Source organism: Tsuneonella sp. HG094, assembly GCF_053819285.1.
This window is the reverse complement of sequence record NZ_JBSORA010000001.1, coordinates 963,791-986,630: the sequence shown is the minus strand read 5'-3', so window position 1 is coordinate 986,630 and position 22,840 is coordinate 963,791. Positions and strand designations below refer to the sequence as shown.

At 63.1% G+C, this 22,840-nt stretch carries 23 protein-coding genes; 14 read left to right on the top strand and 9 right to left on the bottom strand.

The window, feature by feature from the left end; all coding sequences use genetic code 11:
• Positions 1-38 precede the first annotated feature (38 nt).
• On the top strand, positions 39-1,457 hold the full coding sequence (locus tag ACWPMX_RS04910) for a glutamate ligase domain-containing protein (RefSeq protein ID WP_455698926.1): 1,419 nt from the start codon (positions 39-41) through the stop codon (positions 1,455-1,457).
• On the opposite strand, the gene ACWPMX_RS04905 is transcribed toward ACWPMX_RS04910, so the two are convergent.
• Complete coding sequence (locus ACWPMX_RS04905; RefSeq protein WP_455698925.1) at positions 1,454-2,422, bottom strand: DUF808 domain-containing protein; 969 nt, start codon at positions 2,420-2,422, stop codon at positions 1,454-1,456. The genes ACWPMX_RS04910 and ACWPMX_RS04905 overlap by 4 nt on opposite strands.
• A gap of 186 nt (positions 2,423-2,608) precedes the next feature.
• On the opposite strand from ACWPMX_RS04905, the gene rpsF reads away from it, so the two are divergent.
• The 3 genes from rpsF to rplI are packed head-to-tail and all read left to right on the top strand — an operon-like array spanning position 2,609 to position 3,824.
• The gene (rpsF, locus tag ACWPMX_RS04900) at positions 2,609-2,977 is read left to right on the top strand and encodes a 30S ribosomal protein S6 (protein WP_455698924.1); all 369 of its coding nucleotides are present in this window, start codon (positions 2,609-2,611) and stop codon (positions 2,975-2,977) included.
• Positions 2,977-3,201, top strand: a complete 225-nt coding sequence (rpsR, locus tag ACWPMX_RS04895) for a 30S ribosomal protein S18 (protein WP_455698923.1) — start codon at positions 2,977-2,979, stop codon at positions 3,199-3,201. The genes rpsF and rpsR overlap by 1 nt, the downstream gene beginning before the upstream one ends.
• 11 nt (positions 3,202-3,212) lie before the next feature.
• The gene (rplI, locus tag ACWPMX_RS04890) at positions 3,213-3,824 is read left to right on the top strand and encodes a 50S ribosomal protein L9 (protein ID WP_455698922.1); all 612 of its coding nucleotides are present in this window, start codon (positions 3,213-3,215) and stop codon (positions 3,822-3,824) included.
• A 60-nt stretch (positions 3,825-3,884) separates the two neighbouring features.
• Here the strand turns inward: rplI and ACWPMX_RS04885 are convergent, their stop codons facing one another.
• From ACWPMX_RS04885 to rsmI, 4 genes are read right to left on the bottom strand one after another with little or no spacing between them, the layout of a single operon-like run.
• Positions 3,885-5,375, bottom strand: coding sequence for a serine hydrolase domain-containing protein (locus ACWPMX_RS04885; RefSeq protein ID WP_455698921.1), 1,491 nt, complete (start codon positions 5,373-5,375; stop codon positions 3,885-3,887).
• A 9-nt stretch (positions 5,376-5,384) separates the two neighbouring features.
• Positions 5,385-6,338: a glutathione synthase gene (gene gshB / locus ACWPMX_RS04880; RefSeq protein WP_455698920.1), complete on the bottom strand. Its 954-nt coding sequence runs from the start codon at positions 6,336-6,338 to the stop codon at positions 5,385-5,387.
• 10 nt (positions 6,339-6,348) lie between these two features.
• Positions 6,349-6,699 (bottom strand): YraN family protein, encoded by a 351-nt coding sequence (locus ACWPMX_RS04875; protein WP_455698919.1) that lies wholly within the window; start codon positions 6,697-6,699, stop codon positions 6,349-6,351.
• Entirely contained in the window at positions 6,696-7,541 is an 846-nt protein-coding gene (rsmI, locus tag ACWPMX_RS04870) for a 16S rRNA (cytidine(1402)-2'-O)-methyltransferase (protein WP_455698918.1), read from the bottom strand. The genes ACWPMX_RS04875 and rsmI overlap by 4 nt, the downstream gene beginning before the upstream one ends.
• A gap of 39 nt (positions 7,542-7,580) precedes the next feature.
• Here rsmI and ACWPMX_RS04865 point away from each other — a divergent pair, with 39 nt between their 5' ends.
• From ACWPMX_RS04865 to ACWPMX_RS04830, 8 genes are all read left to right on the top strand, one after another.
• Positions 7,581-8,744 carry a penicillin-binding protein activator gene (locus tag ACWPMX_RS04865; RefSeq protein ID WP_455698917.1) on the top strand — a complete coding sequence of 388 codons (1,164 nt, stop codon included), beginning with the start codon at positions 7,581-7,583 and terminating at the stop codon, positions 8,742-8,744.
• A 56-nt stretch (positions 8,745-8,800) separates the two neighbouring features.
• The gene (parE, locus tag ACWPMX_RS04860; RefSeq protein WP_455698916.1) at positions 8,801-10,777 is read left to right on the top strand and encodes a DNA topoisomerase IV subunit B; all 1,977 of its coding nucleotides are present in this window, start codon (positions 8,801-8,803) and stop codon (positions 10,775-10,777) included.
• Positions 10,770-12,281, top strand: coding sequence for a sensor histidine kinase (locus ACWPMX_RS04855; RefSeq protein WP_455698915.1), 1,512 nt, complete (start codon positions 10,770-10,772; stop codon positions 12,279-12,281). The genes parE and ACWPMX_RS04855 overlap by 8 nt, the downstream gene beginning before the upstream one ends.
• Positions 12,278-12,715 (top strand): response regulator, encoded by a 438-nt coding sequence (locus ACWPMX_RS04850; protein WP_455698914.1) that lies wholly within the window; start codon positions 12,278-12,280, stop codon positions 12,713-12,715. Before ACWPMX_RS04855 ends, ACWPMX_RS04850 begins: the two co-directional genes overlap by 4 nt.
• Before the next feature lie 26 nt (positions 12,716-12,741).
• Complete coding sequence (locus ACWPMX_RS04845) at positions 12,742-13,746, top strand: histidine kinase dimerization/phosphoacceptor domain -containing protein (protein WP_455698913.1); 1,005 nt, start codon at positions 12,742-12,744, stop codon at positions 13,744-13,746.
• 78 nt (positions 13,747-13,824) lie between these two features.
• Positions 13,825-14,676 (top strand): AAA family ATPase, encoded by an 852-nt coding sequence (locus ACWPMX_RS04840; protein WP_455698912.1) that lies wholly within the window; start codon positions 13,825-13,827, stop codon positions 14,674-14,676.
• A 5-nt stretch (positions 14,677-14,681) separates the two neighbouring features.
• A complete protein-coding gene (locus tag ACWPMX_RS04835; RefSeq protein ID WP_455698911.1) occupies positions 14,682-15,380 on the top strand; it encodes a hypothetical protein in 699 nt (232 codons plus the stop codon).
• A 76-nt stretch (positions 15,381-15,456) separates the two neighbouring features.
• Positions 15,457-15,759 carry a PilZ domain-containing protein gene (locus ACWPMX_RS04830; RefSeq protein WP_455698910.1) on the top strand — a complete coding sequence of 101 codons (303 nt, stop codon included), beginning with the start codon at positions 15,457-15,459 and terminating at the stop codon, positions 15,757-15,759.
• Here the strand turns inward: ACWPMX_RS04830 and ACWPMX_RS04825 are convergent.
• Positions 15,747-17,144, bottom strand: a complete 1,398-nt coding sequence (locus tag ACWPMX_RS04825) for a methyl-accepting chemotaxis protein (protein WP_455698909.1) — start codon at positions 17,142-17,144, stop codon at positions 15,747-15,749. The two genes, ACWPMX_RS04830 and ACWPMX_RS04825, sit on opposite strands and share 13 nt — an antisense overlap.
• 130 nt (positions 17,145-17,274) lie before the next feature.
• Between ACWPMX_RS04825 and ACWPMX_RS04820 the strand changes: the two genes are divergently transcribed.
• The gene (locus tag ACWPMX_RS04820; RefSeq protein WP_455698908.1) at positions 17,275-18,456 is read left to right on the top strand and encodes a vWA domain-containing protein; all 1,182 of its coding nucleotides are present in this window, start codon (positions 17,275-17,277) and stop codon (positions 18,454-18,456) included.
• 12 nt (positions 18,457-18,468) lie between these two features.
• On the opposite strand, the gene ACWPMX_RS04815 is transcribed toward ACWPMX_RS04820, so the two are convergent.
• The 3 genes from ACWPMX_RS04815 to ACWPMX_RS04805 form a co-directional block, all read right to left on the bottom strand.
• Positions 18,469-19,755, bottom strand: a complete 1,287-nt coding sequence (locus ACWPMX_RS04815) for a spinster family MFS transporter (RefSeq protein WP_455698907.1) — start codon at positions 19,753-19,755, stop codon at positions 18,469-18,471.
• Between the two features lie 90 nt (positions 19,756-19,845).
• Positions 19,846-21,045: an exo-beta-N-acetylmuramidase NamZ family protein gene (locus ACWPMX_RS04810; protein ID WP_455698906.1), complete on the bottom strand. Its 1,200-nt coding sequence runs from the start codon at positions 21,043-21,045 to the stop codon at positions 19,846-19,848.
• Positions 21,042-21,584: a DOMON-like domain-containing protein gene (locus ACWPMX_RS04805; RefSeq protein WP_455698905.1), complete on the bottom strand. Its 543-nt coding sequence runs from the start codon at positions 21,582-21,584 to the stop codon at positions 21,042-21,044. The genes ACWPMX_RS04810 and ACWPMX_RS04805 overlap by 4 nt, the downstream gene beginning before the upstream one ends.
• Positions 21,585-21,616: 32 nt before the next feature.
• Between ACWPMX_RS04805 and tyrS the strand changes: the two genes are divergently transcribed.
• The gene (gene tyrS, locus ACWPMX_RS04800; protein WP_455698904.1) at positions 21,617-22,822 is read left to right on the top strand and encodes a tyrosine--tRNA ligase; all 1,206 of its coding nucleotides are present in this window, start codon (positions 21,617-21,619) and stop codon (positions 22,820-22,822) included.
• Positions 22,823-22,840: the final 18 nt, after the last annotated feature.

Below are 22,840 nucleotides of genomic sequence, written 5' to 3'. Positions count from 1 at the left end.
TCACATCCTGTGCATCCCCGCCTAGTCATCGCCGACTTATGGACAACACGCTCGATCCCGCCGCCCAGCCCTGGTTCTTCTGCGGTATCGGCGGATCAGGCATGTTGCCGCTCGCGCAGATCGTCCACGGCCTCGGCGGGACGGTCGCGGGATCGGATCGCAGTCACGACCAGGGCCGAACGGTAGAGAAATTCGACTGGCTGAAGGATCACGGCTTCACGCTGTTCCCGCAGGACGGCAGCGGCATCCGCACCGCAGAACAAATTGTTGTCGCAAGCGCCGCGGTCGAAGATACCGTGCCGGAAATCGTGCGGGCGAAGGACCTCGGCTGCCCCCGGATGACCCGCGCCGACCTCAATTCCGCGCTGTTCAACGCGGCTACAAGCGGCATCGCGATCGCGGGCACCAGCGGCAAGTCGACTGTGACTGCGATGCTCGGTTGGATTCTGGACTCGGCTGGTCGCGCTCCGACCATCATGAACGGGGCGGTGATGAAGAATTTCGTCTCATCCGAAAATCCGTTCGCAAGCGCGCAGGTGGGCGGAAGCGATCTTTACGTGAGCGAAGTGGACGAGAGCGACGGATCGATCGCGCTCTACCGCCCCGAGGTGGGTGTGCTCCTCAATGTCAGTCTCGACCACAAGAGCATGGACGAACTGCGGATATTGTTCGGCGACTATCTGGCTGCGTCTGCGCGGTGTGCGATCAATGCCGACGACCCAGAGGCGCTCGCGCTGGCTGACCGCGCATCGGACGCAGTCACCTTCGGCGTGGGGAGCGAGGACGCTGCGATTTCCGTTGTCCCGGGAAGCGTAACCGACGCGCCGACCTCGATCGCCGCTACCGTTCTCGACAGGCGCGACGGATCGCGTCACCCGCTCAGCGTCGCCATGCCGGGTCGGCACAATCTGTCGAATGCGCTGGCCGCCATCGCCGGGGCGAATGCCGCGGGGGTCTCGGTCGCCGATGCCTCCCGTGCCTTGGCAGGTTTCGCCGGTCTCGCACGTCGGTTCGACGTCATCGGCACCTCATCTTCGGGCATCACCGTCATCGACGACTTTGGGCACAACCCGGAAAAATGCGCCGCTACCCTGCGGACGCTCAAGCAACATCCGGGGCGAGTAATCGCCTTTTTCCAGCCCCACGGCTACGGACCCTTGCGCCAAATGGGCCACGAATTGGCAGAGACATTCGCCCGCGAACTGGGGCCGGACGACCTAACCCTGATGTGCGATCCGGTTTATTTCGGCGGCACCGCCGACCGCAGCGAAGGAGCTGAGCGGATCATCGCGCTGATCACCGACGCCGGAGGTCGGGCCGAGTACGTCCCGACGCGCGGAGAGATTGCCGACCGGATCGTCGCCTTGGCCCGCCCAGGCGACCGCATCGCAGTCATGGGCGCCCGCGATGATACGTTGACCGAGTTCGCGAAGGAACTGCTCGCCCGCCTGCCCTAGTGCGCTTCGGCGTGCTCCTCCGCGACGTGGCCTACTTTCAATACCTTGTGTAGGACGAATACCACGATCATCCCGATCGCCAGGCCCACGACTGCAGAAATCGACGCATAGGTCAGCCAACCGGCAACTCCCGCCAACGCGCCCGTGCTCGCCTCGACATCGTGCTGGACGCCATGCGCCCAGTCAGAAGGGCCGTGAATTCCAAGTTCATGCAGGCTGTGGATCACGATTCCGCCGCCAACCCACAGCATTGCGACGGTACCGATCAGCGACAGCGCGACAAGGAGCACGGGCATGGCATGGACCAGCGAACGCCCGACGCCCCGGGCTACGGCTGAACTGCGCTGTGCGAGGTGCAGGCCTACGTCGTCCATCTTCACGATCAGTGCCACGGCTCCGTAGACGATCACCGTGATTGCGATCCCGACCGCGGCCAGCGCGATCGCGCGCATCCAGAAGCTTTCGGTCTGTGCCGCGACCTCGTTGAGCGCGATCGCCATGATCTCCGCCGACAGGATCAGGTCGGTTCGCACGGCTCCGGCAATCCGCTCCTGCTCGAATTTCGCCGGATCCTCGATCACGTCGTCCAGGGTCTTGCCGTGTTTCTCTCCCCCGAGCTTTTCGAGAACCTTCTCGGCACCTTCGTAGGCAAGGTACGTCCCGCCCAGGATCAGGATGTAGGTGATCGCCTGCGGCAGCAGCCAGCTCAGCAGAAGCGCGCCGGGCAGCAGGAAGATCAGCTTGTTCTTCAGGCTGCCCTTAGCGATCTTGCCGATGATCGGGAGCTCGCGAGACGGATCGAGGCCGGTGACGTAGGACGGCGTGACCGCCGCATCATCGATGACGACTCCCGCCGCCTTGCTGCCCGCCTTGCCGACCGCCGCGCCGACATCGTCGATCGAGGCGGCCGCAACCTTGGCGATCACGGAAATATCGTCGAGCAGTGCTACGAGGCCGCCGGGCATTCGCTTGTGTCCCCTGTTTCAAGGGCGCAGTGCCCGTCCGTTCGCAGACGCACAAGACTTGCTTTTGTGCCCGATGGCGCTATGTGGCCCGCTTCCTCAGGGAGACTTGCGGAAAGAAGAAAGCCGGAGGGGCCCCGTCATCCGGACGGATAAGCCAGCGATCGGCATCAACGAAGGACGTGAGATATGGCTCTCTACGAGCACATTTTCCTCGCGCGTCAGGATCTGAGCCAGGCTCAGGTCGATGCACTGGCCGCGACGGCCACCGAAATCGTCGAATCGCTCGACGGCAAGGTGACCAAGACCGAGACCTGGGGTCTCAAGAACCTCGCCTACAAGATCGACCGCAACCGCAAGGCGCACTACGTGCTGCTCAACATCGAAGGCCCCGGTGCCGTCGTTGCCGAGCTCGAGCGCCAGACCCGGATCAACGAAGACGTGATCCGTTACCTGACCGTGCGCGTTGACGAACACGAAAGCGGCCCGAGCGTGATGATGCGCAAGGGCGACCGCGACCGCAAGCCGCGTCGCGACCGTGAAGGGGAGCGTGACTGATGGCCCGCCCGTTTTTCCGCCGCCGCAAGTCCTGCCCGTTCTCGGGCAAGAACGCGCCGAAGATCGACTACAAGGACGTGCGCCTGCTGCAGGGCTTCATGTCCGAGCGTGGCAAGATCGTGCCGAGCCGCATCACCGCCGTTTCGGCCAAGAAGCAGCGTGAACTGGCGACCGCTATCAAGCGCTCGCGCCAGATCGGCCTTCTGCCGTACATCGTGAAGTAGGAGGAAACCTCATGGATATCATCCTGCTCGAACGCGTCGCCAATCTCGGCGCCATGGGCGATGTCGTGACCGTCAAGGACGGCTACGCGCGCAACTTCCTGCTCCCGCAGAAGAAGGCCCTTCGCGCCAATGACGCCAACCGCAAGGTCTACGAATCCAACCGCGAACGCCTGGAAAAGGAAAACGCGGAGCGCCGGACCGACGCCGAGAAGTCTGGCGGCGAGCTCGACGGGACCGAGATCGTGCTGATCCGGTCCTCGTCGAACGCGGGCCAGCTCTACGGTTCGGTCAACGTGCGCGACGTCGTCAGCGGCCTCGAGGCTGCCGGCCACAAGGTCGACAAGCGCCAGGTCGTCATGGGTCACCCGATCAAGACGCTCGGCATCCACGATGTCACAATCGCGCTGCACCCCGAAGTGCACGTCACGGTCAAGGCCAACGTCGCCCGCTCGGACGACGAAGCCGAGCTGCAGCGCCAGGGCGTCGATGTCATCGGCGCGATGGCCGAGGACGAGCGTTCGGTGAGCGAAGGCTTCACCGAAGCGGTCGACACCTCGCTCGAGCCCGGTGAAATCCCGGCCGACCTGATGGAAGAGCGCGCTGAAGCCGCAAACGAAGGCTGAACCGCTTACCAGCGACAATTAAAGGGGCGTCGGGCGACCGGCGCCCCTTTTGTTTGCGCGTCAATTCGTCGGGACCTGCCGGTAGTCGATCACCTGCAACTGCATCTCGGCGGTTGGAGCACGCTGGACTCGGCCGGCGACCTTGCCGGTGGCGCAGTTCCATTCGAACCGTCCCTCCATCGCCGATATCGGCGTGATGAGGGACGCGGTGTCGCAGGTGCCGACCGCCGCCTTGATCGTGGAGATCGTGCGGGCGCGCCGGGCAAGGTCGCTGTCCAATAAGACGTTGTTGGCGAGCGGAAGGCCGTCCACGGTCCCGGCGCCCCAGGCCTTGCGTGCTAGGTCATAGGCAGCCGCCAGACCATCCGACACCGGTGTCGCGCGATCGGGGATTGCGCCTGCGCGGCGCAGGGCAAGCAGCGCCTTGTAGTTCGTCTGCGCGAGCGAGGTGTAGGTGGCGTTGTTGAACACGAAGGTTCCCACCCCCGCCTCGGGTAGCAGCACCATGTGCGATCCGTAACCGGGATAACCGCCCGAATGCGTCAGCACGCGGCCAAGCTCGCAGTCGCCTATCACGCGCATTCCCGCGCCGTAGCCGACCGACTGGCGGCAAGGCGGTCCGAGCGCCGCCGATCGCTCTACGGCAGGCAACATACTCACCGCAGAAACGAGATCGCGCACCGTCGATCGGCGCACCGGACCAGTCTCCGGCGCATCGCTCGCCGGCCAGGCGGATAGCAGGAATGCCATCCATCTTGCGTAATCGTTGGCAGTCGTTTCGACCCCTCCCATGGCCCCGAATGCCCCGTCGCGCATGTCGGGCTCGCGGACCCATTGGTCGTCCTGCCAGCGATAGCCGAGTGCGCGCTCCGCGACCGGGCTGGTCATCACCTCAAAGCCCGTCGACGTCATGCCGAGAGGCAGCATGATCGTGTCGCGGATGTAGTCCTGATACCGCTTGCCGCTGACGTTCGATACGATCCGGCCAAGCAACGCATAACCGTAATTCGAGTATTCCATCGCCGTGCCCGGCGCGGTGGCGAAGTTCATGCCGGATTGCATGAGCGCCGAAAACTCGGGCTCGGTCAGCACCTGCTGGCGATCGCCCCATGGGTTATCCTCGACGAATCCGGCGGTGTGGTGGAGCAGGTCGGACACCAGAATAAGCCGCGAATCGCGCGTCGGCAGGCGCCAGTTCGCGACTTCGGGAACGTAGCGCGACACCGGAGCATCGAGCGACAACTTCCCCTCGTCGCGCAAGTGCAGGATCGCGAGCGCGGTGAAGGCCTTGGACATTGAGGCGATGCGGAAGCGGGTGTTGGCATCGACCGGAACTCCGGTCTTGGGGTCGCGCGTGCCCAGCCCTTCGACGAAGACGAGCTTGCCATCCTTGACCACGCCATAGACCGTTCCCGGCACGTGGCCCGCCACGCGATCGGCCTCGAACAAGGCGTGCAGTTCACCAAGCTGGCTATCGATCGTGGTCTGACCAGCGGCCGGAGCGACGATGGCGAGCGACGCCGCGATCGCAAAGGTCGAAGCAAGCCGCATCGTGATCTCCTATTTCGCCAGGCGCGCTTCGATCGCATCCCAGATGCGCCCCGGCGTATCGGTGCCGTTGAAGCGGTCGATGGCCACGATGCCGGTCGGGCTCGTGACATTGATCTCGGTCAGCCACTGGCCGCCGATCACGTCGATGCCGACGAAGATGAGGCCCAGTTCCTTCAATCGAGGCCCCATCGCGTCGCAGATTTCCTGTTCGCGCGGGCTCAATGTCGTTGCCTCCGCGCTGCCGCCAACGGCGAGGTTGGAGCGAAACTCACCCTCGCCCGGCTTGCGGTTGATGGCACCCGTCACTTCGCCATCGATCAGCACGATGCGCTTGTCGCCTTCGGCCACCTCGGGGAGGAACGGCTGCACCATGTGCGGTTCGGGCCAGGTCTGGTTGAACACTTCGAACAGCGCGGACAGGTTGTCGCCTTCCGCAGGCACCCGGAATATCGCCTTGCCGCCGTTACCGTGGATAGGCTTCACCACCACCGCGCCATGCTGGCGCTGGAAGGCGCGGACTTCCTCGACCGAACGCGTGACCAGCGTCGGCGGCATGAACTCGCGGTAGTCGAGCACCATCACCTTTTCGGGCGCATTGCGGACCGAGCGGGGATTGTTCACGACCAGCGTCTCCCCCTCGATCCGCTCGAGCAGGTGGGTCGCGGTTATGTAACCCATGTGGAACGGCGGATCCTGCCGCATGAGCACCACGTCGACGTCGCGCGCGAGATCAAGCCGCCGCACGTCGCCTACCGAAAAGTGGTCGCCCTCGACGCGCTGGACTTTCACCGGCCGCGCGTGCGCGATCAACCGATCGTCGGCATCGAGCGACAGGTCGCCTACGTCATAATGGAACATCTCGTGCCCGCGCGCCTGCGCACTCAGCATCAGGGCAAAACTCGAATCCCCGCCGATCTTGATCGTTTCAAGCGGATCCATCTGGACCGCGACACGCAGGGTCATTCGTTGTTCCTCAGGGTTGCCAGGCGTTGACGATGTGCTGCGGCAGGCGCCCCGGCGCAAGCAGGATCACGTCCACGCGCAGGTCTTCGCCATTCGTTGCGTACTCGTGGGCAACCGCTTCGGCGGCGGCTGCGACGCGGCGCAAGCGATACTCGTCGATCGCCAGCGCAAGGTCGTCCGATTTGCGGCGCCATTTGACCTCGACGAACGCTATCGTACCGGATCGCCGCGCGACGATGTCGATCTCTCCCACCGGAGTCTTGCGCCGCTTGGCCAGTATCGCCCATCCCTTGGCGCGCAGGTAGAGTTCGGCCGCGAGTTCGCCCTTGCGACCCGAGGCTTCGGCGACCTGTCGCTTCATTCCGCGCGCATCGCCAACGCGCGCTCGTACAATGTCTTGCGGTCGATTCCGGTCGCTCTGGCTACATGCGCGGCGGCCTGCGAAGTCTTCATCGACGCGAGCGCATCGCGCAGCATTTCGTCCGCGTCATTCGCCCCGACTTCAGCGACGCACGGAGGCCCCAATAGCAGGACGATCTCACCTTTGGGGGGGTGCGCCTCGTAATGCGCGATCAGTTCCTGAGCGAACCCTGTGCGACACTCCTCGTGCAATTTCGTGATTTCCCGCGCGACCGCAATTTCGCGACCGGGCAGCACCTGCGCAATGGCCTCGAGCGACTTCACCAGTCGCGGCGCGGTTTCATAGAACACGAGCGTTGCGGGAACCGCTGCAAGCTCGGTCAGCACATCCGATCGGGCCTTCTCCTTCGATGGCAGGAACCCGGCGAACAGGAAGCGGTCGTTCGGAAGGCCGGAAAGGGTCACTCCCGCGATAGCTGCGCACGGCCCCGGCAGAGCTGTGATCGCGATCCCCGCCTCGCGCGCTTCGCGAACCAATCGAAAGCCCGGATCGGACACCAGCGGCGTCCCCGCATCGCTCACGAGAGCGACCGCCCGGCTACGCATCGAATCGATCAACCGCTCGCGGTCGCGTTCACCCGCGTGATCGTCGTAACGCCACAGCGGTTTCGATATGCCGAGATGTTTCATGAGCTTGCCGGTGACGCGCGTATCCTCGCAGGCCACCCCGTCGCACGCCCGCAGCGTGTCAGCGGCGCGCATAGTGATGTCGCCGAGGTTGCCTATCGGCGTCGCAACGATGTAGAGGCCGGGGGAAAGGGTCGCAGTCGCTTGGTGGGACACGGTGCGCCTCATGGACCAGCGACGCGGGGAGCGGCAAGCATGAACATTGTGAAACTCGACCGGCGCAAGCTGATGGTCGCGAGCGCAGCGGTGCTGCTGGCGGGCTGTAAGGTGATCCCCGGTGGCGGAACAGCTCCACTGCCCGCTCCCAGCCCGACCCCGACGCCAAGTGCGACCGGCCTGCCCAGCGACGAGACTCGTCACCGCATTGCACTGCTGGTGCCGATGTCCGGCGCGAATGGAGCGGTTGGCCAATCCATCGCCAACGCGACCACGATGGCGCTTCTCGACACGAACGCGGACAACCTTCGCATCACGACATACGACACCGCTGGTGGCGCTCGCGGCGCCGCGCAGCGCGCGGTGGCGGACGGCAACAAGCTGATACTGGGCCCGCTGCTGTCGGACGACGTGGCGCAGGTCCTGGCCGCTGCGCGGCCCGCCAATGTGCCGCTCATTACGTTTTCGAATGACACCAAGGTTGCCGGCCCAGACGTGTTCGTCATGGGTCTCGCGCCCGAGCAGTCGGTCGAGCGGACCGTCTCCTATGCCCGCGGGCACGGGTCATCGCGGTTTGCCGCGATCATCCCGGAAGGCGAGTACGGCCAGCGCGCCGCCGCCGCTTTCCGCACCGCCGTCGCCAATTCTGGCGGCACGCTTGCGGGCATCGAGACGTATGCGCGCGGAAATACCTCGATCGTCAGTTCGGCCACCAGGCTCGTCCAGAAAGGCGGCTACGACACCGTACTGATCGCCGACGGCTCGCGCCTCGCCGGGCAGGCGGCAGCGGTGCTGCGGCCACGCGGCGCGGGTGCCACCAAGATCCTCGGCACCGAGTTGTGGAGCGGCGAAAGCGACGTGACCCGCACGGCTTCATTGCGCGGAGCGTGGTTCTCAGCCGTCTCCGATGCGCGGTTCCGCCGCTATTCCGAAAGCTACAAAGCACGTTTCGGCGGTCAGCCTCACCGCGTCTCGACACTGGGTTATGACGGTGTCCTGCTGGCCTTGCGCGTTGCCCGCGACTGGCGGCCGGGACGGACGTTCCCTAACTCGCGCCTCCGCGACGCGGGCGGCTTCCTCGGCCTCGACGGCGCATTCCGGTTCGAACGCTCAGGCGTCGCCGAACGGGCGATGGAAGTGCGCGAGGTCCGCGACGGGTCCGTTTCGATCATCGATGCCGCGCCCGCCAAGTTCGGCGGCTGACGATAACTCGCTGGTCAGCTTGAAGGGCGGCGAATCGCCGTCCTATAGCCTTCGCCATGTCCGAAGACCTGTTTGCAGCAACGACCGCGACCAGCGGTGATTACGACGCTTCGTCGATCGAGGTGCTCGAGGGTCTGGAGCCCGTGCGCCGGCGGCCGGGCATGTACATCGGCGGGACCGACGACCGCGCGCTCCATCACCTCGCCGCCGAAGTCCTCGATAACTCGATGGACGAAGCGGTCGCCGGACATGCGAACCGGATTGAGGTCGAGCTTGGCGAAGACAATGTCCTGTCAATCAGCGACAACGGACGCGGCATACCGGTGGACGAGCATCCCAAATTTCCCGGCAAGTCGACCCTCGAGGTGATCCTCACCACTTTGCACTCCGGCGGCAAGTTTTCGGGCAAGGCCTACGCCACCAGCGGCGGCTTGCACGGCGTCGGCGTCTCGGTCGTCAACGCGCTCAGCGACATGACCCGGGTCGAGGTGGCCCGAAACCGCGAATTGTTCGCGCAGGAGTTCAGCAAGGGCAACCCGACCGGACCGATCCGCAAGCTTGGGCCCACGCCCAACCGGCGCGGCACGACGGTCACCTTTCACCCGGACCCGGAAATCTTCGGCGACCGCCAGTTCAGCGCGAAGCGGTTGTTCAAGCTCGCTCGTTCGAAGGCCTATCTCTACGCCGGGGTCGAAATCCGCTGGAAGTGCGCGGTATCGCTGTCGAGCGACGACGTGCCCGCGGAAGCGATATTCCAGTTTCCCGGCGGCTTGGCCGACCATCTCGCTGAGCAAGTCGGCGGGCGCGAATGTGTGACCGCCCGGCCCTTCGCCGGACGACAGGATTTTGCCGACGAGCACGGCCGTGTCGAATGGGCTATCGCCTGGCCGCTTTGGTCAGACGGCGCATTCAGCTGGTACTGCAACACTGTACCTACCCCCGACGGCGGCACCCACGAGCAGGGATTGCGGGCGGCCCTGACCAAGAGCGTGCGCTCTTTCGGTGAACTGGTCGGCCAGAAGAAGGCCAGGGACATCTCGGCCGACGACGTCATGACCGGCTCGGAGGTCATGCTCAGCGTGTTTATCCGCGACCCGCAGTTCCAGAGCCAGACCAAGGACCGTCTCACCTCTCCCGAAGCGGCGCGACTGGTCGAGAATGCTGTTCGCGACCACTTCGACCACTTCCTGACCGACAACATGGAGCGCGGCCGTGCGTTGCTTGGCTCGATCCTCGAACGGATGGACGAGCGGCTGAAGCGCAAGGCCGAACGCGAAATCAAGCGCAAGACTGCCACGAATGCCAAGAAGGTGCGCCTGCCCGGCAAGCTGACCGACTGCACCGGCGAAGGCGACGGCGAAACCGAACTGTTCATCGTCGAAGGCGACAGTGCAGGAGGAAGCGCGAAGCAGGCACGCGACCGCAAGACGCAGGCAATATTGCCGATCCGCGGCAAGATCCTCAACGTCGCGAGCGCCAGCGCCGACAAGATTCGCGCCAACAGCGAAATCGCAGACCTCTCGCTTGCGCTCGGCTGTGGCACCCGCAAGGACTGTAACGCGGACCAGCTTCGCTACGACCGGGTCGTGATCATGACCGACGCGGACGTCGACGGTGCGCACATCGCCACGTTGCTGATGACCTTCTTCTTCCAGGAAATGCCCGACATCGTCCGCCGCGGACACCTGTTCCTTGCCCAGCCCCCACTCTACCGCCTGACGGCGGGCAAGGAGAGCGCCTATGCCCGCGACGACGCCCATCGCGCCGAGCTTGAGGCGACGCTGTTCAAGGGGCGCAAGGTGGAAGTGTCGCGGTTCAAGGGCCTCGGCGAGATGAACCCGCAGCAGCTCCGGGAAACGACGATGAGCCCATTGAGCCGCAGCATGGTGCGCATCACGCTGCCGCCGGAGCACGAACAGCGTCATGCGATCAAGGAACTGGTCGACCAGCTCATGGGTCGGAATCCGGAACACCGCTTCAACTTCATCCAGAACCACGCCAGCGACCTCGATCGCGACCTGATCGATGCCTGATCGCCGCCGGCCGATCGCCGGACTTTTCATCGGCGCCGGATCGAACCGGCTTGTCACCCTGCTTCTTACGCTGAGCTGCATCCTGCTTCTGGTCGCGATCACCGCCGCCTACTTCGCGATCGCTGAAGTCGGGAAAAGCACCGAGCGGGTCGAACATACGTTACGCGTCGAATCGGCGATCAACCGGCTCGCGGCGCTCAACGAGCAGATCGAAACGGCACGGCGCGGTCAGTTGCTTTCGCCGAGCAATACTTTTGCAAACATCCTTCAGAATACACAGGCCGACTTTACGGCGGAACTGAACTCAATCGGATACCTTACGTCCGACAACGAATTGCAGGCTCAGCGCGTCTCGGAGGTTCAATCGTTGAGCAAGGAGCGAGCTCCGTTGCTGTCCGACTTGATCCTTTTCCCCGCGGGCGCTGCCGCAGCCGTCCAGGAGAAGGGCCTCGACCAGGACCGCGGGGTCCAGATCGCCCGGCGTATAAGGGCGATAGCGCGGACGATGATCGAAGACGAGGCCGAGCTGTTGGTCGTTCGATCGACAGAACAATCGCGCTCGACACGGCAATTCTACCTGATCGGCGGCGCAGCGACGGTCATGCTGGTCACGTTTCTGCTGGCCTCGATCGTGCTGGTCTTGCGTTACAACGGCGAACTGAACCGGGCGCAGGCGCAGCTCCGGCGAAGTAACGAGGGGTTGGAAATCGCAGTTGCCGACCGAACGGCCGAACTGTCCCGCGCGAATCAGGAAATCCAACGCTTTGCCTATATCGTCAGCCATGATCTGCGCTCACCGCTGGTCAATGTGCTTGGCTTCACCTCGGAACTCGACGAAGCGCGCAAGATCATCAGGACATTCCTGGAGCGATTGTTCGAGCGGCATCCCGCGCTTCGAGACGAGACCGTCTGGCTCGCGGTGGAGGACGAACTGCCGGAAGCCCTTCGTTTTATCCGTTCTTCGACCGAGAAGATGGACCGCCTGATCAATTCCATCCTCGAATTATCACGACAGGGTCGCCGAACCCTGAGCCCTGAACAGCTCGATATGAATGAATTGGCTGACGGTGTCGCAAGTTCGCTCCATCAGTTGGCTGAGAGTTCAGGTGCGACCGTCGTCGTCGAGCCGATCCCTGCCTTGACCAGCGACCGACTGGCAGTCGAACAAATCCTCTCCAACCTCGTCGAGAACGCACTCAAGTATCTCGATCCCCAGCGGCCGGGCCGCGTGGTGGTCAGCGGAACCACGCGAAACGGAATGGTCGAGATTGCCGTCGCGGACAATGGCCGCGGCATCGCCGAGGCAGATCTGGAGCGCGTTTTCGAATTGTTCAGGCGCGCCGGCACACAGGACCGCCCCGGTGAGGGGATCGGACTCGCCAATGTCCGGGCCTTGGCCTATCGCCTTGGCGGACGGATCGAACTTGAATCCATCCTCGGTGAAGGCTCGACTTTCACCTTGGCCTTGCCACTCACTTTCTCTCCAACGGAAGTCACCACATGAACGCGCACCACCCCGTCAACATCGTCATGATCGAGGACGACGAGGGCCATGCCCGGCTGATCGAGAAGAACATCCGACGCGCCGGTATTTCGAACGACATTCGCCATTTCACCGACGGTACGACTGCGCTCGACTACTTGTTCAACGCGCCCGACGGGCCTGCGCTGAACGGCCCGTGCATGGTGCTGCTCGATCTCAACCTGCCCGACATGAGCGGGACGCAGATTCTCGAGAAGATCAAGCAGGACCAGCGCCTGCATCGCACCCCGGTGGTCGTGCTGACCACGACCGACGACAAGATCGAAATCCAGCGTTGCTACGATCTCGGCTGCAACGTCTACATCACCAAGCCGGTGAACTACGAAAGCTTCGCTGACGCGATCCGCCAGCTTGGGCTGTTCCTGGCCGTGATCCAGGTGCCCGAGGCGGACTGACCATCGCGGACCCGCGTATTCTCTATGTGGACGATGACGACGGCCTGCGCCGTTTGACCTCGCGCGCCCTCGATCGACGAGGATTCGTCGTTGAAACGGCTGCGAGTGCGGATGAAGGTCTTGCGCGGCTGCAATCAGAGCAGTTCGACCTCGTCGCCATCGATCACCATATGCCCGGCAAGAATGGTCGCCAGATGCTGGACGAGATCGTTGCGCTGGACAGCCACCCGCCGGTTGTGTTCGTCACCGGCAACGACGACACTTCGATCGCGGTCGACGCCCTTCATGCAGGTGCCCTCGATTTCGTTGTGAAAACCGTTGGCGACAGCTTCTTCGATCTCCTCGACGGGCGGTTTCGCCAAGCCCTGACCCGGGCCGATCTCGAAAGTTCCAAGCGGCGGGCAGAGGCCGAACTACGCGCGGCCAACGAACTTCTCGAATTGCAGGTGCGCGAAGTCCACCACCGCGTCTCGAACAGCCTGCAAATGGTGACGAGCTTCGTCGGCATGCAGGCAAATCGGTCAGACAATCCTGCGGTGCGCAGTGCCCTAGAGGACGCGCAGAATCGGATTGCGGCGATCAGCAAGGTCCATCAGCGGCTTTACACGCGCGAGGACCTGACCACGATCGATCTCGATGCTTATCTTGAAAATCTCGTTATCGGACTGCAGCAGGGATTGCCCAGCCCTGACCAGGTGCGCGTGACCCTCACAAGTGAGCCGATCGTGGTTGCCACCGACGTCGCGGTGAGTGTCGGCATCATCGTCAACGAACTGGTGTCAAACGCCGCAAAATATGCCTTCGGGCCAGAAGTCGGCGGGTCCATTGAAGTGAGCTTGCGCGCCGTAGGAGCGAATGGTTTTGCCGTCCGGGTCGCAGATGACGGTGTAGGCATTGTATCGGACTCGAAGCCCGTCGGCACTGGTCTTGGATCTCGGATCATGGCTGCTGTCGCCGCCGGGCTAGGGAGCAAGATCGAGACGGTTCCGCAAACTCGCGGCAGCGCGTTCGAGATTTCGGTTTCCGCCTGACCTGATCGCCAACGGAAGCTTCTTGCGGAGCGGACGATTGCCGCTTACCGCTTACGTAAAGCTTCTAGAGGAACGGGTATGGTCGAGCGCTTCGAAGGCACCAGCAGCTACATTGCGACCGAGGACCTCAAAGTAGCGGTCAATGCGGCGGCCACCCTGCGCCGTCCGTTGCTCGTGAAGGGCGAACCGGGCACGGGCAAGACCGTGCTGGCCTGCGAAGTTGCCAAGGCCATTGGGGCTCCCCTGATCGAATGGAATATCAAGTCCACGACCAAGGCGCATCAGGGCCTATACGAATACGACGCGGTAGCGCGCCTGCGCGACGGTCAGCTCGGTGAAGAGCGGGTCCATGACATCCGCAATTACATCAAGCGCGGCAAGCTTTGGGAGGCTTTCACCAGCGAGGAACTGCCGGTGCTGCTGATCGACGAGATCGACAAGGCCGATATCGAGTTCCCCAACGACCTGCTGCAGGAACTCGATCGCATGAGCTTCGACGTTTACGAGACGCAGGAGACGATCGCGGCGAAGGAAAGGCCGATCGTCGTCATCACTTCGAACAACGAGAAAGAACTGCCCGACGCGTTCCTGCGCCGCTGCTTCTTCCACTACATCAAGTTCCCCGATCGCGACACGATGCGCGAGATTATCGAGGTCCATTATCCGGGCATCCAGAAGATCCTTGTGACCAAGGCGATGGATGTATTCTACGACATCCGCGAAGTGCCCGGCCTCAAAAAGAAACCATCGACCAGCGAACTGCTCGACTGGCTGAAGCTGCTGCTCCACGAGGACATGCCGCTCGATGTGCTTCAGTCTAAAGACCCGTCGAAGGCGATCCCGCCGCTCCACGGCGCGCTGCTCAAGAACGAGCAGGACGTGATGCTATTTGAGCGGCTCGCCTTCATGTCGCGCCGCCAAGGCGCCTGATCGCCATGGTGCGCGCCGGCTTTACCAGCTGGCGCGCCTGCCTCTGCTGGGGGCTGGCAACGCTTGCCGTCTCGCAATCCTTCGCGCTGGTCATGCCCGCCGCCCTCGCCCATCCGATACCGGGGGCGAACATCGACAATCCGGTTCTCGCGTTCGAATTTGCCCGCTCCCCGTCCGATCTCGATGCGATTTTCGGTACCGTCGGCGACCCGCAGCGTGCGGTCCGCATCGCCGGGATGAACCGGGGCAACCTTCTCGATTACCTGTTTATGCTGGTTTACGGCTCATTCCTGTTTGCGTTCTTCGCCGCGACCGCAACCGAGACGGGGGACCGCCGATGGTTGCGCATCGGTTGGCTGGGACCGATCGCAGGCTGCGCCGACGGCATCGAGAACGGTCTGCTTCTGTCGATCGGGACCGCCATGACCAACCCTTGGCCCGAACTCGGGTTCTTGCCGTTTCCGGTATGGACGAAGTTCGTACTGCTGGCGGCAGCAAGTGCAGCAACTGCATTTGCCTTTATCCGAATGCGCGCCTGGCCGCTTGCGGTCGCCTGCGTGCCTGCGCCGTTAGCAATCTGGTGGGGTGCGGCCGAGCCGATGCGATACGGTCAATCGGCGGCCAGCACGATTGCCCTTTGCTGGGCTGCCATGCTCGGCTGGGCAATCTGGCGCGCGGTGCGTCCATTGAGGGCGACTACCTAATTCCAAATCCTTGCGTATCCGGCGTAGGCCGATACGCTTGGGACGGGTCTGTCTTTGTGAGGATAATGCAAAAGCGATGACCGACGAGCGCCAGAACGATCGCCATCCGCTAGAGGTGTGGGGGTTTTACAGGACGCCTGCCGGCGGGCGGCGGGATGTTCCGATCAAGGATTTGTCGGAGCACGGTTGCAAGTTCTTCGACAAGTTTTCGAGTTTGTTGCCAGGCGCTGAGATCCGATTACGGATCGAAACTCTTGGCCCCTTCCCCGCGACCGTCCGCTGGCAGGAAGACGGCTATGTCGGTGTAGAATTCTCGCACCGCCTATATGGCCCGACGTTCGACCACATTCGAATTCGGCTCGCCAATCAGAGGACGTAAGCGAGCTCGAAATCCCCCCAGCGCCTACCGTTGATGACGATTGGCACATAGACGTTGCGGACGATCTCGTAGGTCGTGCCGTCGCCTTCCTGGCGATAGACGGCCATCATGTAGGGCGCATTGCTCGCCTTGGCCTTCCGGTCGATCGGGTCGAACAGAATCCGCCCGTTGCGGCAGTACTTGGTGTCATGTGCCAGATCCCCCGTCGGACGACGGGACCGTTCGGAAACGTGAGTAGGCAAGAAGCCCTGCATGTTGGCCTGGCTGCACATCTTTATCGGCCCGCCTTCGGCAACGACCCGGTCATTGACCGGGCGCCAGTACGCATCGGCCCAGTCGCTCATCGCGGTGCGATAGAGCGTTGGGTTGCTGCCCGGAACTTCGCGATAATCGTAATCGAACAACGCACCGGCGGTTAGCGCGCCCGATGCGATGCCACACTCGGCCTGTGCGACGATTTCGGCGGCGTAGCTGCGCGCCTTTTCGACCATCAGGCTATCCTGCGGCGAGAGCCCCGCCTTGACCAGTTCGTCGAACATCGAGCTGGCCGTGAGCTCGAGCTCCTCGATCCGCGAATGCGCACCCGCCAGCTTGTGCTCGTTGTCGATCGCGGCGTGGTCGAACGATTCCAGCACTTCCTGCACTGCGTGAACATGATTGCTGATGGTGGCCGTCGCGCGCGTGATCTGGTCGTTCTGGCCATCGACCTCGACGATCAGTTCGTTGACCGAGCGCATCGTGTGCTGGATCTGTCCGACCGAAATCTTGGCCTCGCCGCTCGCCTTGCCGCCGCGCTCGATCTTTGCGATCACCTCGTCGGCTTCCTTGCCCAGGGTGTCGATCGTCCGACCGATTTCCTCGGTGGCCCTGCGTGTTTCGCTGGCCAGGCTCTTCACCTCGTTGGCGACAACGGCAAAAGTGCGTCCGGCATCGCCAGCGCGCATCGCCTCGATCGTGGCATTCAGCGCGAGTATGTTTGTCGTCTCGGCAATCTGGTCGATCTCGTGCGCGCTCGAGCGCACCTGGGCCATCGCGGCGGCAAAGCCTGTGACGTGCTGGGTCAGCGTCTCGACGAGTTCGAGCAGCTCGGTGATCTGGTCGAGCGAGGACTGGATCAGCGAGGATCCCTCGCCCAGTCGCTCGATGGCGCGTTCGGACAGCAGCCGCGCTTCATCGCTCGCCTGCGCGACCAGCACCTGATCGGTTTCGAGCGCTGCAACGGTTTCCTGAAGTGCTGAATGTTCGGAACGTAGCCGCTCGGAAGAGACCATCACCGCCTCGATGATGCCCGCAACGTCGGTACAGCCGACCGTGACCTCGCCGCAGCTCGCCGAGATTCGGTCGATGCTATGGCCGGCGGCCATGTCGATAGCGGTGTTTTCCATAAGCCCCTTCGCGCCCCGTAATCTGCACGCCGGCATAGGGCGCACGTGGTTAGCGAAGGTTTAAAGGTCCGGGGAATTTGTCGGCCGATCGCGCTGGCGCGACTCCCCTGTGGCCATTAAGGTCCGCACCATGTTCTTCAACTTCGTCGACGAGCTCCGCGCCGCCGGAATCCCCGCCAGCTTCAAGGAGCATCTCACCCTTCTCGAAGCGCTCGACAAGGACGTGATCGAGCAGACTCCCGAGGCTTTCTATTACCTGAGCCGGGCAACGTTCGTGAAGGACGAAGGGCTGATCGATCGCTTCGACCAGGTTTTTCAAAAAGTATTCAAGGGCATCCTCACCGATTACGGGCAGCAGGCGGTCGATATTCCCGAGGAGTGGCTGAAGGCGGTCGCCGAGAAGTTTCTGACACCCGAGGAAATGGAGGCAATCAAGTCGCTCGGATCGTGGGACGAGATCATGGAGACGCTCAAGAAGCGGCTCGAGGAGCAGGAAAAGCGGCACCAGAGCGGCAACAAGTGGATCGGTACAGGCGGCACCTCGCCCTTCGGCAACGGTGGGTACAATCCCGAGGGCGTCCGCATCGGCGGCGAGAGCAAGCACAAGCGCGCGCTCAAGGTTTGGGAAAAGCGCGAGTTCAAGAACCTCGACAACACCCGCGAACTCGGCACCCGCAACATCAAGATGGCGCTGCGACGCCTGCGCCGATTTGCACGTGAAGGAGCGGCGGAGCAACTCGACCTCGACGCCACGATCGAAGGGACGGCCAAGCAAGGCTGGCTCGACATTCATATGCGACCCGAGCGTCGAAATGCAGTGAAACTGCTCCTGTTCCTCGACGTGGGCGGATCGATGGACCCGTTCATCAAGCTGGTCGAGGAACTGTTCAGCGCCGCCACGGCCGAGTTCAAGAACCTCGAATTCTTCTACTTCCATAATTGCCTCTATGAGGGCGTGTGGAAGGACAATCGCCGACGCTGGGCAGAGCGCACCAAGACGTGGGACGTGCTCCACAAGTACGGCCACGACTACAAGATCGTGTTCGTCGGCGACGCGGCGATGAGTCCATACGAAATCACCCATCCAGGTGGCAGCGTCGAGCACATGAACGAGGAAGCCGGCGCCACCTGGATGCAACGCGTGGTAAACACCTATCCCGCGACCGTCTGGCTCAACCCCGTGCCCGAGCAGCAATGGGGTTATTCCCAGTCGACGAAGGTGATCAAACACCTGGTTAATGACAGGATGTATCCGCTGACCCTCGACGGGCTCGACGATGCGATGCGCGAGCTAAGCCGCAAACAAGGCTAATTCCGCGGGATTTCAGGTCTGGCGATCGAGCTCGTCGTTGAGCCGCAAGCTGCAGCGCCAGAAGAAGAACGCGGGGATCAGACCCATGAACGTGGCTGTGTACAGCACGACCTGCACACTATTTTCGCCGAAACTCGGCTTGATCCAGTCGGACAACATGCCGAACAGCAGCGGCCCGAACCCCAGGCCAATCAGGTTCTGGAAGAACAGCAGGACTGCGGCGGCCATGGCGCGCGATCGGATCGGGACCAGTCCCTGCACGCTCGAATAAACCGGCCCATAATAGAGTGAATTGAGCAAGGTCGGGATAAACAGGAGGACCAGCGCCATGCGCCATTCGCCTGCGGCATAACCAGCATAGGCAAGCGGGATCGCAAGCGCCATGCCGACCGCGGGCGCGGTCAGCACATGGCGCCGGTTTGTCGCCCCCCATCGGTCGGCGATCTTGCCGCCGAGCCACGTTCCCAAGATGCCGGCGACACCGTTGATCACGCCGAAATAGAGTCCAACCTCGCCGGGGCTGAGACCGTGGGTTCGCTGGAAGAAAATCGTCGCCCAAGTCGTCTTGCCATAGCTGAGAAAGGCAGCGCTCGATGCGGCGATCAATAGGAAAATCATCGCCTTTGAACGGAAGATCGACCTTAGCACATCGGCGTTGGAACTGGCTGGCGAAGTGTCCAGCGACGCCTCGGCGTGGTGTCGAGGCTCTTTGAGCAACATCACGACGACGACGGCAAGCAAGACACCGGGCAAGCCGACCACGACGAAGGCGTTACGCCACCCAACTGCATCGGCCAAAAGGCCGCCAATGATCATCCCGAGCAATGTGCCGATCGGAATCCCGAGAGCATAGAATGCCAAGGCCGAAGCACGCCGTTCCTTCGGCACCATGTCGCTGATCAGCGAGTGAGCCGCAGGCGTACAACCGGCCTCCCCGACTCCCACGCCGATCCGGGCGACCAAAAGCTGGACGAAATTCTGCGCCAGACCGCACAGTGCGGTCATTGCCGACCAGGTCGCCAGCGCTATGGCGATCAGCTTCGGCCGGTGCGTCGATGGGCGATCGGCGTAGCGAGCGATCGGCAGGCCAAGCAGCGTGTAGAACAATGCGAACGCAAGTCCCGTCATCAGACCGATCTGCGTGTCGCTGAGTTCCAGATCGCGCGCGATCGGCTCAGCCAGGATATTGACGATCTGGCGGTCGATGAAATTGAAGATGTAAACGACCAAGAGGATCCAAAGCGTGACCTTCAGGCCCCGCTGCGCCGGGGCGTCGGTATGCGTCGGCGCACTGGCCATCTGTATGTCCTCTCCGCAGCGTATCGCTGTCTGGCGACACGCTCGGGCAGGCTTACGTTTAGGTCAAGGCAAAAGCGGCGGAATTGCCGCTCAGTAGAGCAGATGCGGGTCCACGTCTGCGCGCCAGCTCGCTTCATCGCCTGCGGCCAGTTGTTCAAGATCGCCCGATTCGGTTGCCGCGTCGTCGACCCATTGGCGCAAGGCGCCGCCCCCATTGATCACATCGATCGCGAGCCGGTCGAGTTCGTACTCGTAGGGAAAGTCGCGCCAGAGCGCATAATCCGGATTCAGTTTGCGGATCGCCTTGAACGCCAGGGCCTGCAGCCGCCACGGTCGGAAGGCTTCGTGTTCGTAGAAGCGGTGCTCGGCGTGGATCATCAGCCCGCTGCACAGCTCCCCGGCATGCTTATGGAATGTCGGCTCGAACCAGCACGGACGGATATGGCATCCCGAAAGCCAGTCGGGGGCGATACGCTGCATCTCTGCCAGGACCGCCGCCGCATCTACATCGGGTGCGCCGAACAGCACCTCGAGCGGCCGGGTCGTCCCGCGACCCTCGCTGAGGTTGGTGCCCTCCAGCATAACGGTCCCGGCATAGGCGCGCGCCATGTTGAGGCTTGCCGCGTTCGGGCTCGGATTGATCCATATCCGGTCCGTGGGCCAGCCAAACCCGGGTCCGGCCTCAGGCAACCAGTGGTGCATCTCGATAACCCGGTATGCGACATTGAGGTTGAACCGCTTGATGAACCAGTGACCCATCTCACCCATCGTCAGCCCGTGCCGCATCGGCATCTCGGCCGCACCGACGAAACTTTCCTGTCCGGTGACGAGCAGTGTGCCTTCGACCGGGCGGCCCGCCGGATTGGGTCGGTCGAGCACCCAGACTTCCTTGCCGTGCGCCGCCGCGGCCTCAAGCAGATAGAGCAGCGTGGTCACGAACGTGTAGATACGGCAGCCGAGGTCCTGCAGGTCGAACAGGAACACGTCGGCGGTGCTCATCATCTGGCCAGAGGGCCGTCGTACTTCGCCGTAAAGGCTGAAGATCGGTATGCCGTAGGCGGGATCGGTTTCGTCCGCCGTTTCGACCATGTTGTCCTGCTTGTCGCCCTTCAGACCGTGCTGTGGCCCGAATGCGCTGGTCACATTGACCCCTGCCGCGATCAGGGCATCCAGACTGTGCGTGAGGTCAACGGTGACCGAGGCCGGGTGCGCCACCAATGCGACCCGCCGGCCGGACAAGTCGCGAAGGAGTTCCGGCTCGCTGAGCAGCCGGTCGATACCGAATTTCATGCCCGACGCGGTGGCTCAAGCGTGGCCGCGAAGCAAGCCGGGTCGTGGAAATCGGGCTTCGCTGCGGGATGCGCGAGCGACCAGAAGCTCTTCACCCCGCCGATCTCCTCGATCACGGCCGCGAAGTTGGCGTCGGCGGGAAGTGTGGGCAGGACGTCGCGCGGGATCGCGGCATCGAAAATCGCAAAGGAACTGCCGATGCGGATCGTGCAGTCGGGTTCGCGCGACGCAGGACGTTCGCTCATTCCGGCACGATACCCGCCAAAGTCGTATACGGCCCAGCGCTCCGAAGGCGACAGGTTGAACTCGACGTAGCCGTCGTCGCCGATGGGTTTGAGGAAAAGCTCGAAGCAGGTCGTCAGCCACAAATCGTCGGCACGGCCGCGACCGGCAAACGCGGGTACGACAAGATCCTGAGCGCCATCAACGCGCCAGCGAACCCGCAGCCAGGCGTCGTCGAAGCCGATCACTTTCGATTCGACCGCCGTCACCCCGCGCGGAGGGTGCGCCGGGTGCGCCACCAATCGATGCGTTTGCATGTTCTCGCCCCCGTGCTAACCGCGCGCCCGCCATGAGCGACTACAAATCCGATCTCCTGCGCCTGCTCGACCAGCGCGGCTATGTCCACCAGATGACCGACGCGGCGGGTCTGGACGCCCTCGCCGCGCGGCAAATCGTGCCCGGGTACATCGGGTTCGACGCGACTGCGCCCTCGCTGCACATTGGCAGCCTCGTGCAGATCATGATGCTGCGTCGCCTTCAGCAGACCGGGCACAAACCGATCGTCGTCATGGGCGGTGGCACGACCCGGATCGGCGACCCCACGGGGCGCGACGAAAGCCGCAAGATGCTGACGGACGCGGCGATAGAAGACAACATCGCCGGGATCCGCACGGTGTTCGAGAAATTGCTCACGTTCGGCGACGGGCCGACCGATGCGGTGATGGTCAACAACCACGACTGGCTGGGGCAACTCGGCTACATCGAGCTTTTGCAGGAAGTCGGCACACATTTCACTATTAATCGTATGCTTACGTTCGATTCGGTGCGGTTGCGGCTCGACCGCGAACAGCCGATGACGTTCCTCGAATTCAACTACATGATCCTGCAGGGCTATGACTTCCGCCACTTGTCGCGCGACATGGGCGTGCGGCTGCAGATGGGCGGAAGCGACCAGTGGGGCAATATCGTCAACGGCGTGGAACTCGGCCGCCGCATGGACGGAGCCGAGCTGTTCGGCGTGACGACCCCGCTGCTGACCACCGCCGACGGCGCGAAGATGGGAAAGACCGCTGCTGGTGCGGTTTGGCTCAATGAGGCGCAGCTTCCGGCGTACGATTTCTGGCAGTACTGGCGCAATGTCGACGACCGGGACGTGGGCCGCTTCCTGCGCCTTTTCACCGACCTGCCGCTCGATGAAATCGCCCGACTCGAAGCGCTGTCCGGAGCCGAAATCAACAGCGCCAAGGTCGTGCTCGCCAACGAAGTGACAGCCCTCGTGCGCGGGACCGATGCGGCGCACTCATCGGAAGCGACCGCCAACACTACGTTTGCCGGCGGCGCGGGCGAAGACCTGCCCTCGCTCGCTCTCGAGGACGGTATGACGATCGTTTCAGCGCTCACTGCGATCGGCTTCACCGTTTCCAACGGAGAGGCGAAGCGCAAGGTCGCTGAAGGTGCCGTGAAGCTCGATGGCGAGCTGATCTCCGACCCTGCCGCCCCCGCCCGAGCCGGTCGCATAAGTCTTGGCAAGAAACGTCACGGCCTGCTCGTTTAGGAGCCGACCTTAACCCAA

What these genes read in the sequence shown, in the direction of transcription:
- ACWPMX_RS04910 (WP_455698926.1), top strand. Translation starts at nt 39, where the DNA reads ATGGACAACACGCTCGATCCCGCCGCCCAGCCCTGGTTCTTCTGCGGT.
- ACWPMX_RS04905 (WP_455698925.1), bottom strand. Translation starts at nt 2,422, where the DNA reads ATGCCCGGCGGCCTCGTAGCACTGCTCGACGATATTTCCGTGATCGCC.
- rpsF (WP_455698924.1), top strand. Translation starts at nt 2,609, where the DNA reads ATGGCTCTCTACGAGCACATTTTCCTCGCGCGTCAGGATCTGAGCCAG.
- rpsR (WP_455698923.1), top strand. Translation starts at nt 2,977, where the DNA reads ATGGCCCGCCCGTTTTTCCGCCGCCGCAAGTCCTGCCCGTTCTCGGGC.
- rplI (WP_455698922.1), top strand. Translation starts at nt 3,213, where the DNA reads ATGGATATCATCCTGCTCGAACGCGTCGCCAATCTCGGCGCCATGGGC.
- ACWPMX_RS04885 (WP_455698921.1), bottom strand. Translation starts at nt 5,375, where the DNA reads ATGCGGCTTGCTTCGACCTTTGCGATCGCGGCGTCGCTCGCCATCGTC.
- gshB (WP_455698920.1), bottom strand. Translation starts at nt 6,338, where the DNA reads ATGACCCTGCGTGTCGCGGTCCAGATGGATCCGCTTGAAACGATCAAG.
- ACWPMX_RS04875 (WP_455698919.1), bottom strand. Translation starts at nt 6,699, where the DNA reads ATGAAGCGACAGGTCGCCGAAGCCTCGGGTCGCAAGGGCGAACTCGCG.
- ACWPMX_RS04865 (WP_455698917.1), top strand. Translation starts at nt 7,581, where the DNA reads ATGAACATTGTGAAACTCGACCGGCGCAAGCTGATGGTCGCGAGCGCA.
- parE (WP_455698916.1), top strand. Translation starts at nt 8,801, where the DNA reads ATGTCCGAAGACCTGTTTGCAGCAACGACCGCGACCAGCGGTGATTAC.
- ACWPMX_RS04855 (WP_455698915.1), top strand. Translation starts at nt 10,770, where the DNA reads ATGCCTGATCGCCGCCGGCCGATCGCCGGACTTTTCATCGGCGCCGGA.
- ACWPMX_RS04850 (WP_455698914.1), top strand. Translation starts at nt 12,278, where the DNA reads ATGAACGCGCACCACCCCGTCAACATCGTCATGATCGAGGACGACGAG.
- ACWPMX_RS04840 (WP_455698912.1), top strand. Translation starts at nt 13,825, where the DNA reads ATGGTCGAGCGCTTCGAAGGCACCAGCAGCTACATTGCGACCGAGGAC.
- ACWPMX_RS04835 (WP_455698911.1), top strand. Translation starts at nt 14,682, where the DNA reads ATGGTGCGCGCCGGCTTTACCAGCTGGCGCGCCTGCCTCTGCTGGGGG.
- ACWPMX_RS04830 (WP_455698910.1), top strand. Translation starts at nt 15,457, where the DNA reads ATGACCGACGAGCGCCAGAACGATCGCCATCCGCTAGAGGTGTGGGGG.
- ACWPMX_RS04825 (WP_455698909.1), bottom strand. Translation starts at nt 17,144, where the DNA reads ATGGAAAACACCGCTATCGACATGGCCGCCGGCCATAGCATCGACCGA.
- ACWPMX_RS04820 (WP_455698908.1), top strand. Translation starts at nt 17,275, where the DNA reads ATGTTCTTCAACTTCGTCGACGAGCTCCGCGCCGCCGGAATCCCCGCC.
- ACWPMX_RS04815 (WP_455698907.1), bottom strand. Translation starts at nt 19,755, where the DNA reads ATGGCCAGTGCGCCGACGCATACCGACGCCCCGGCGCAGCGGGGCCTG.
- ACWPMX_RS04810 (WP_455698906.1), bottom strand. Translation starts at nt 21,045, where the DNA reads ATGAAATTCGGTATCGACCGGCTGCTCAGCGAGCCGGAACTCCTTCGC.
- ACWPMX_RS04805 (WP_455698905.1), bottom strand. Translation starts at nt 21,584, where the DNA reads ATGCAAACGCATCGATTGGTGGCGCACCCGGCGCACCCTCCGCGCGGG.
- tyrS (WP_455698904.1), top strand. Translation starts at nt 21,617, where the DNA reads ATGAGCGACTACAAATCCGATCTCCTGCGCCTGCTCGACCAGCGCGGC.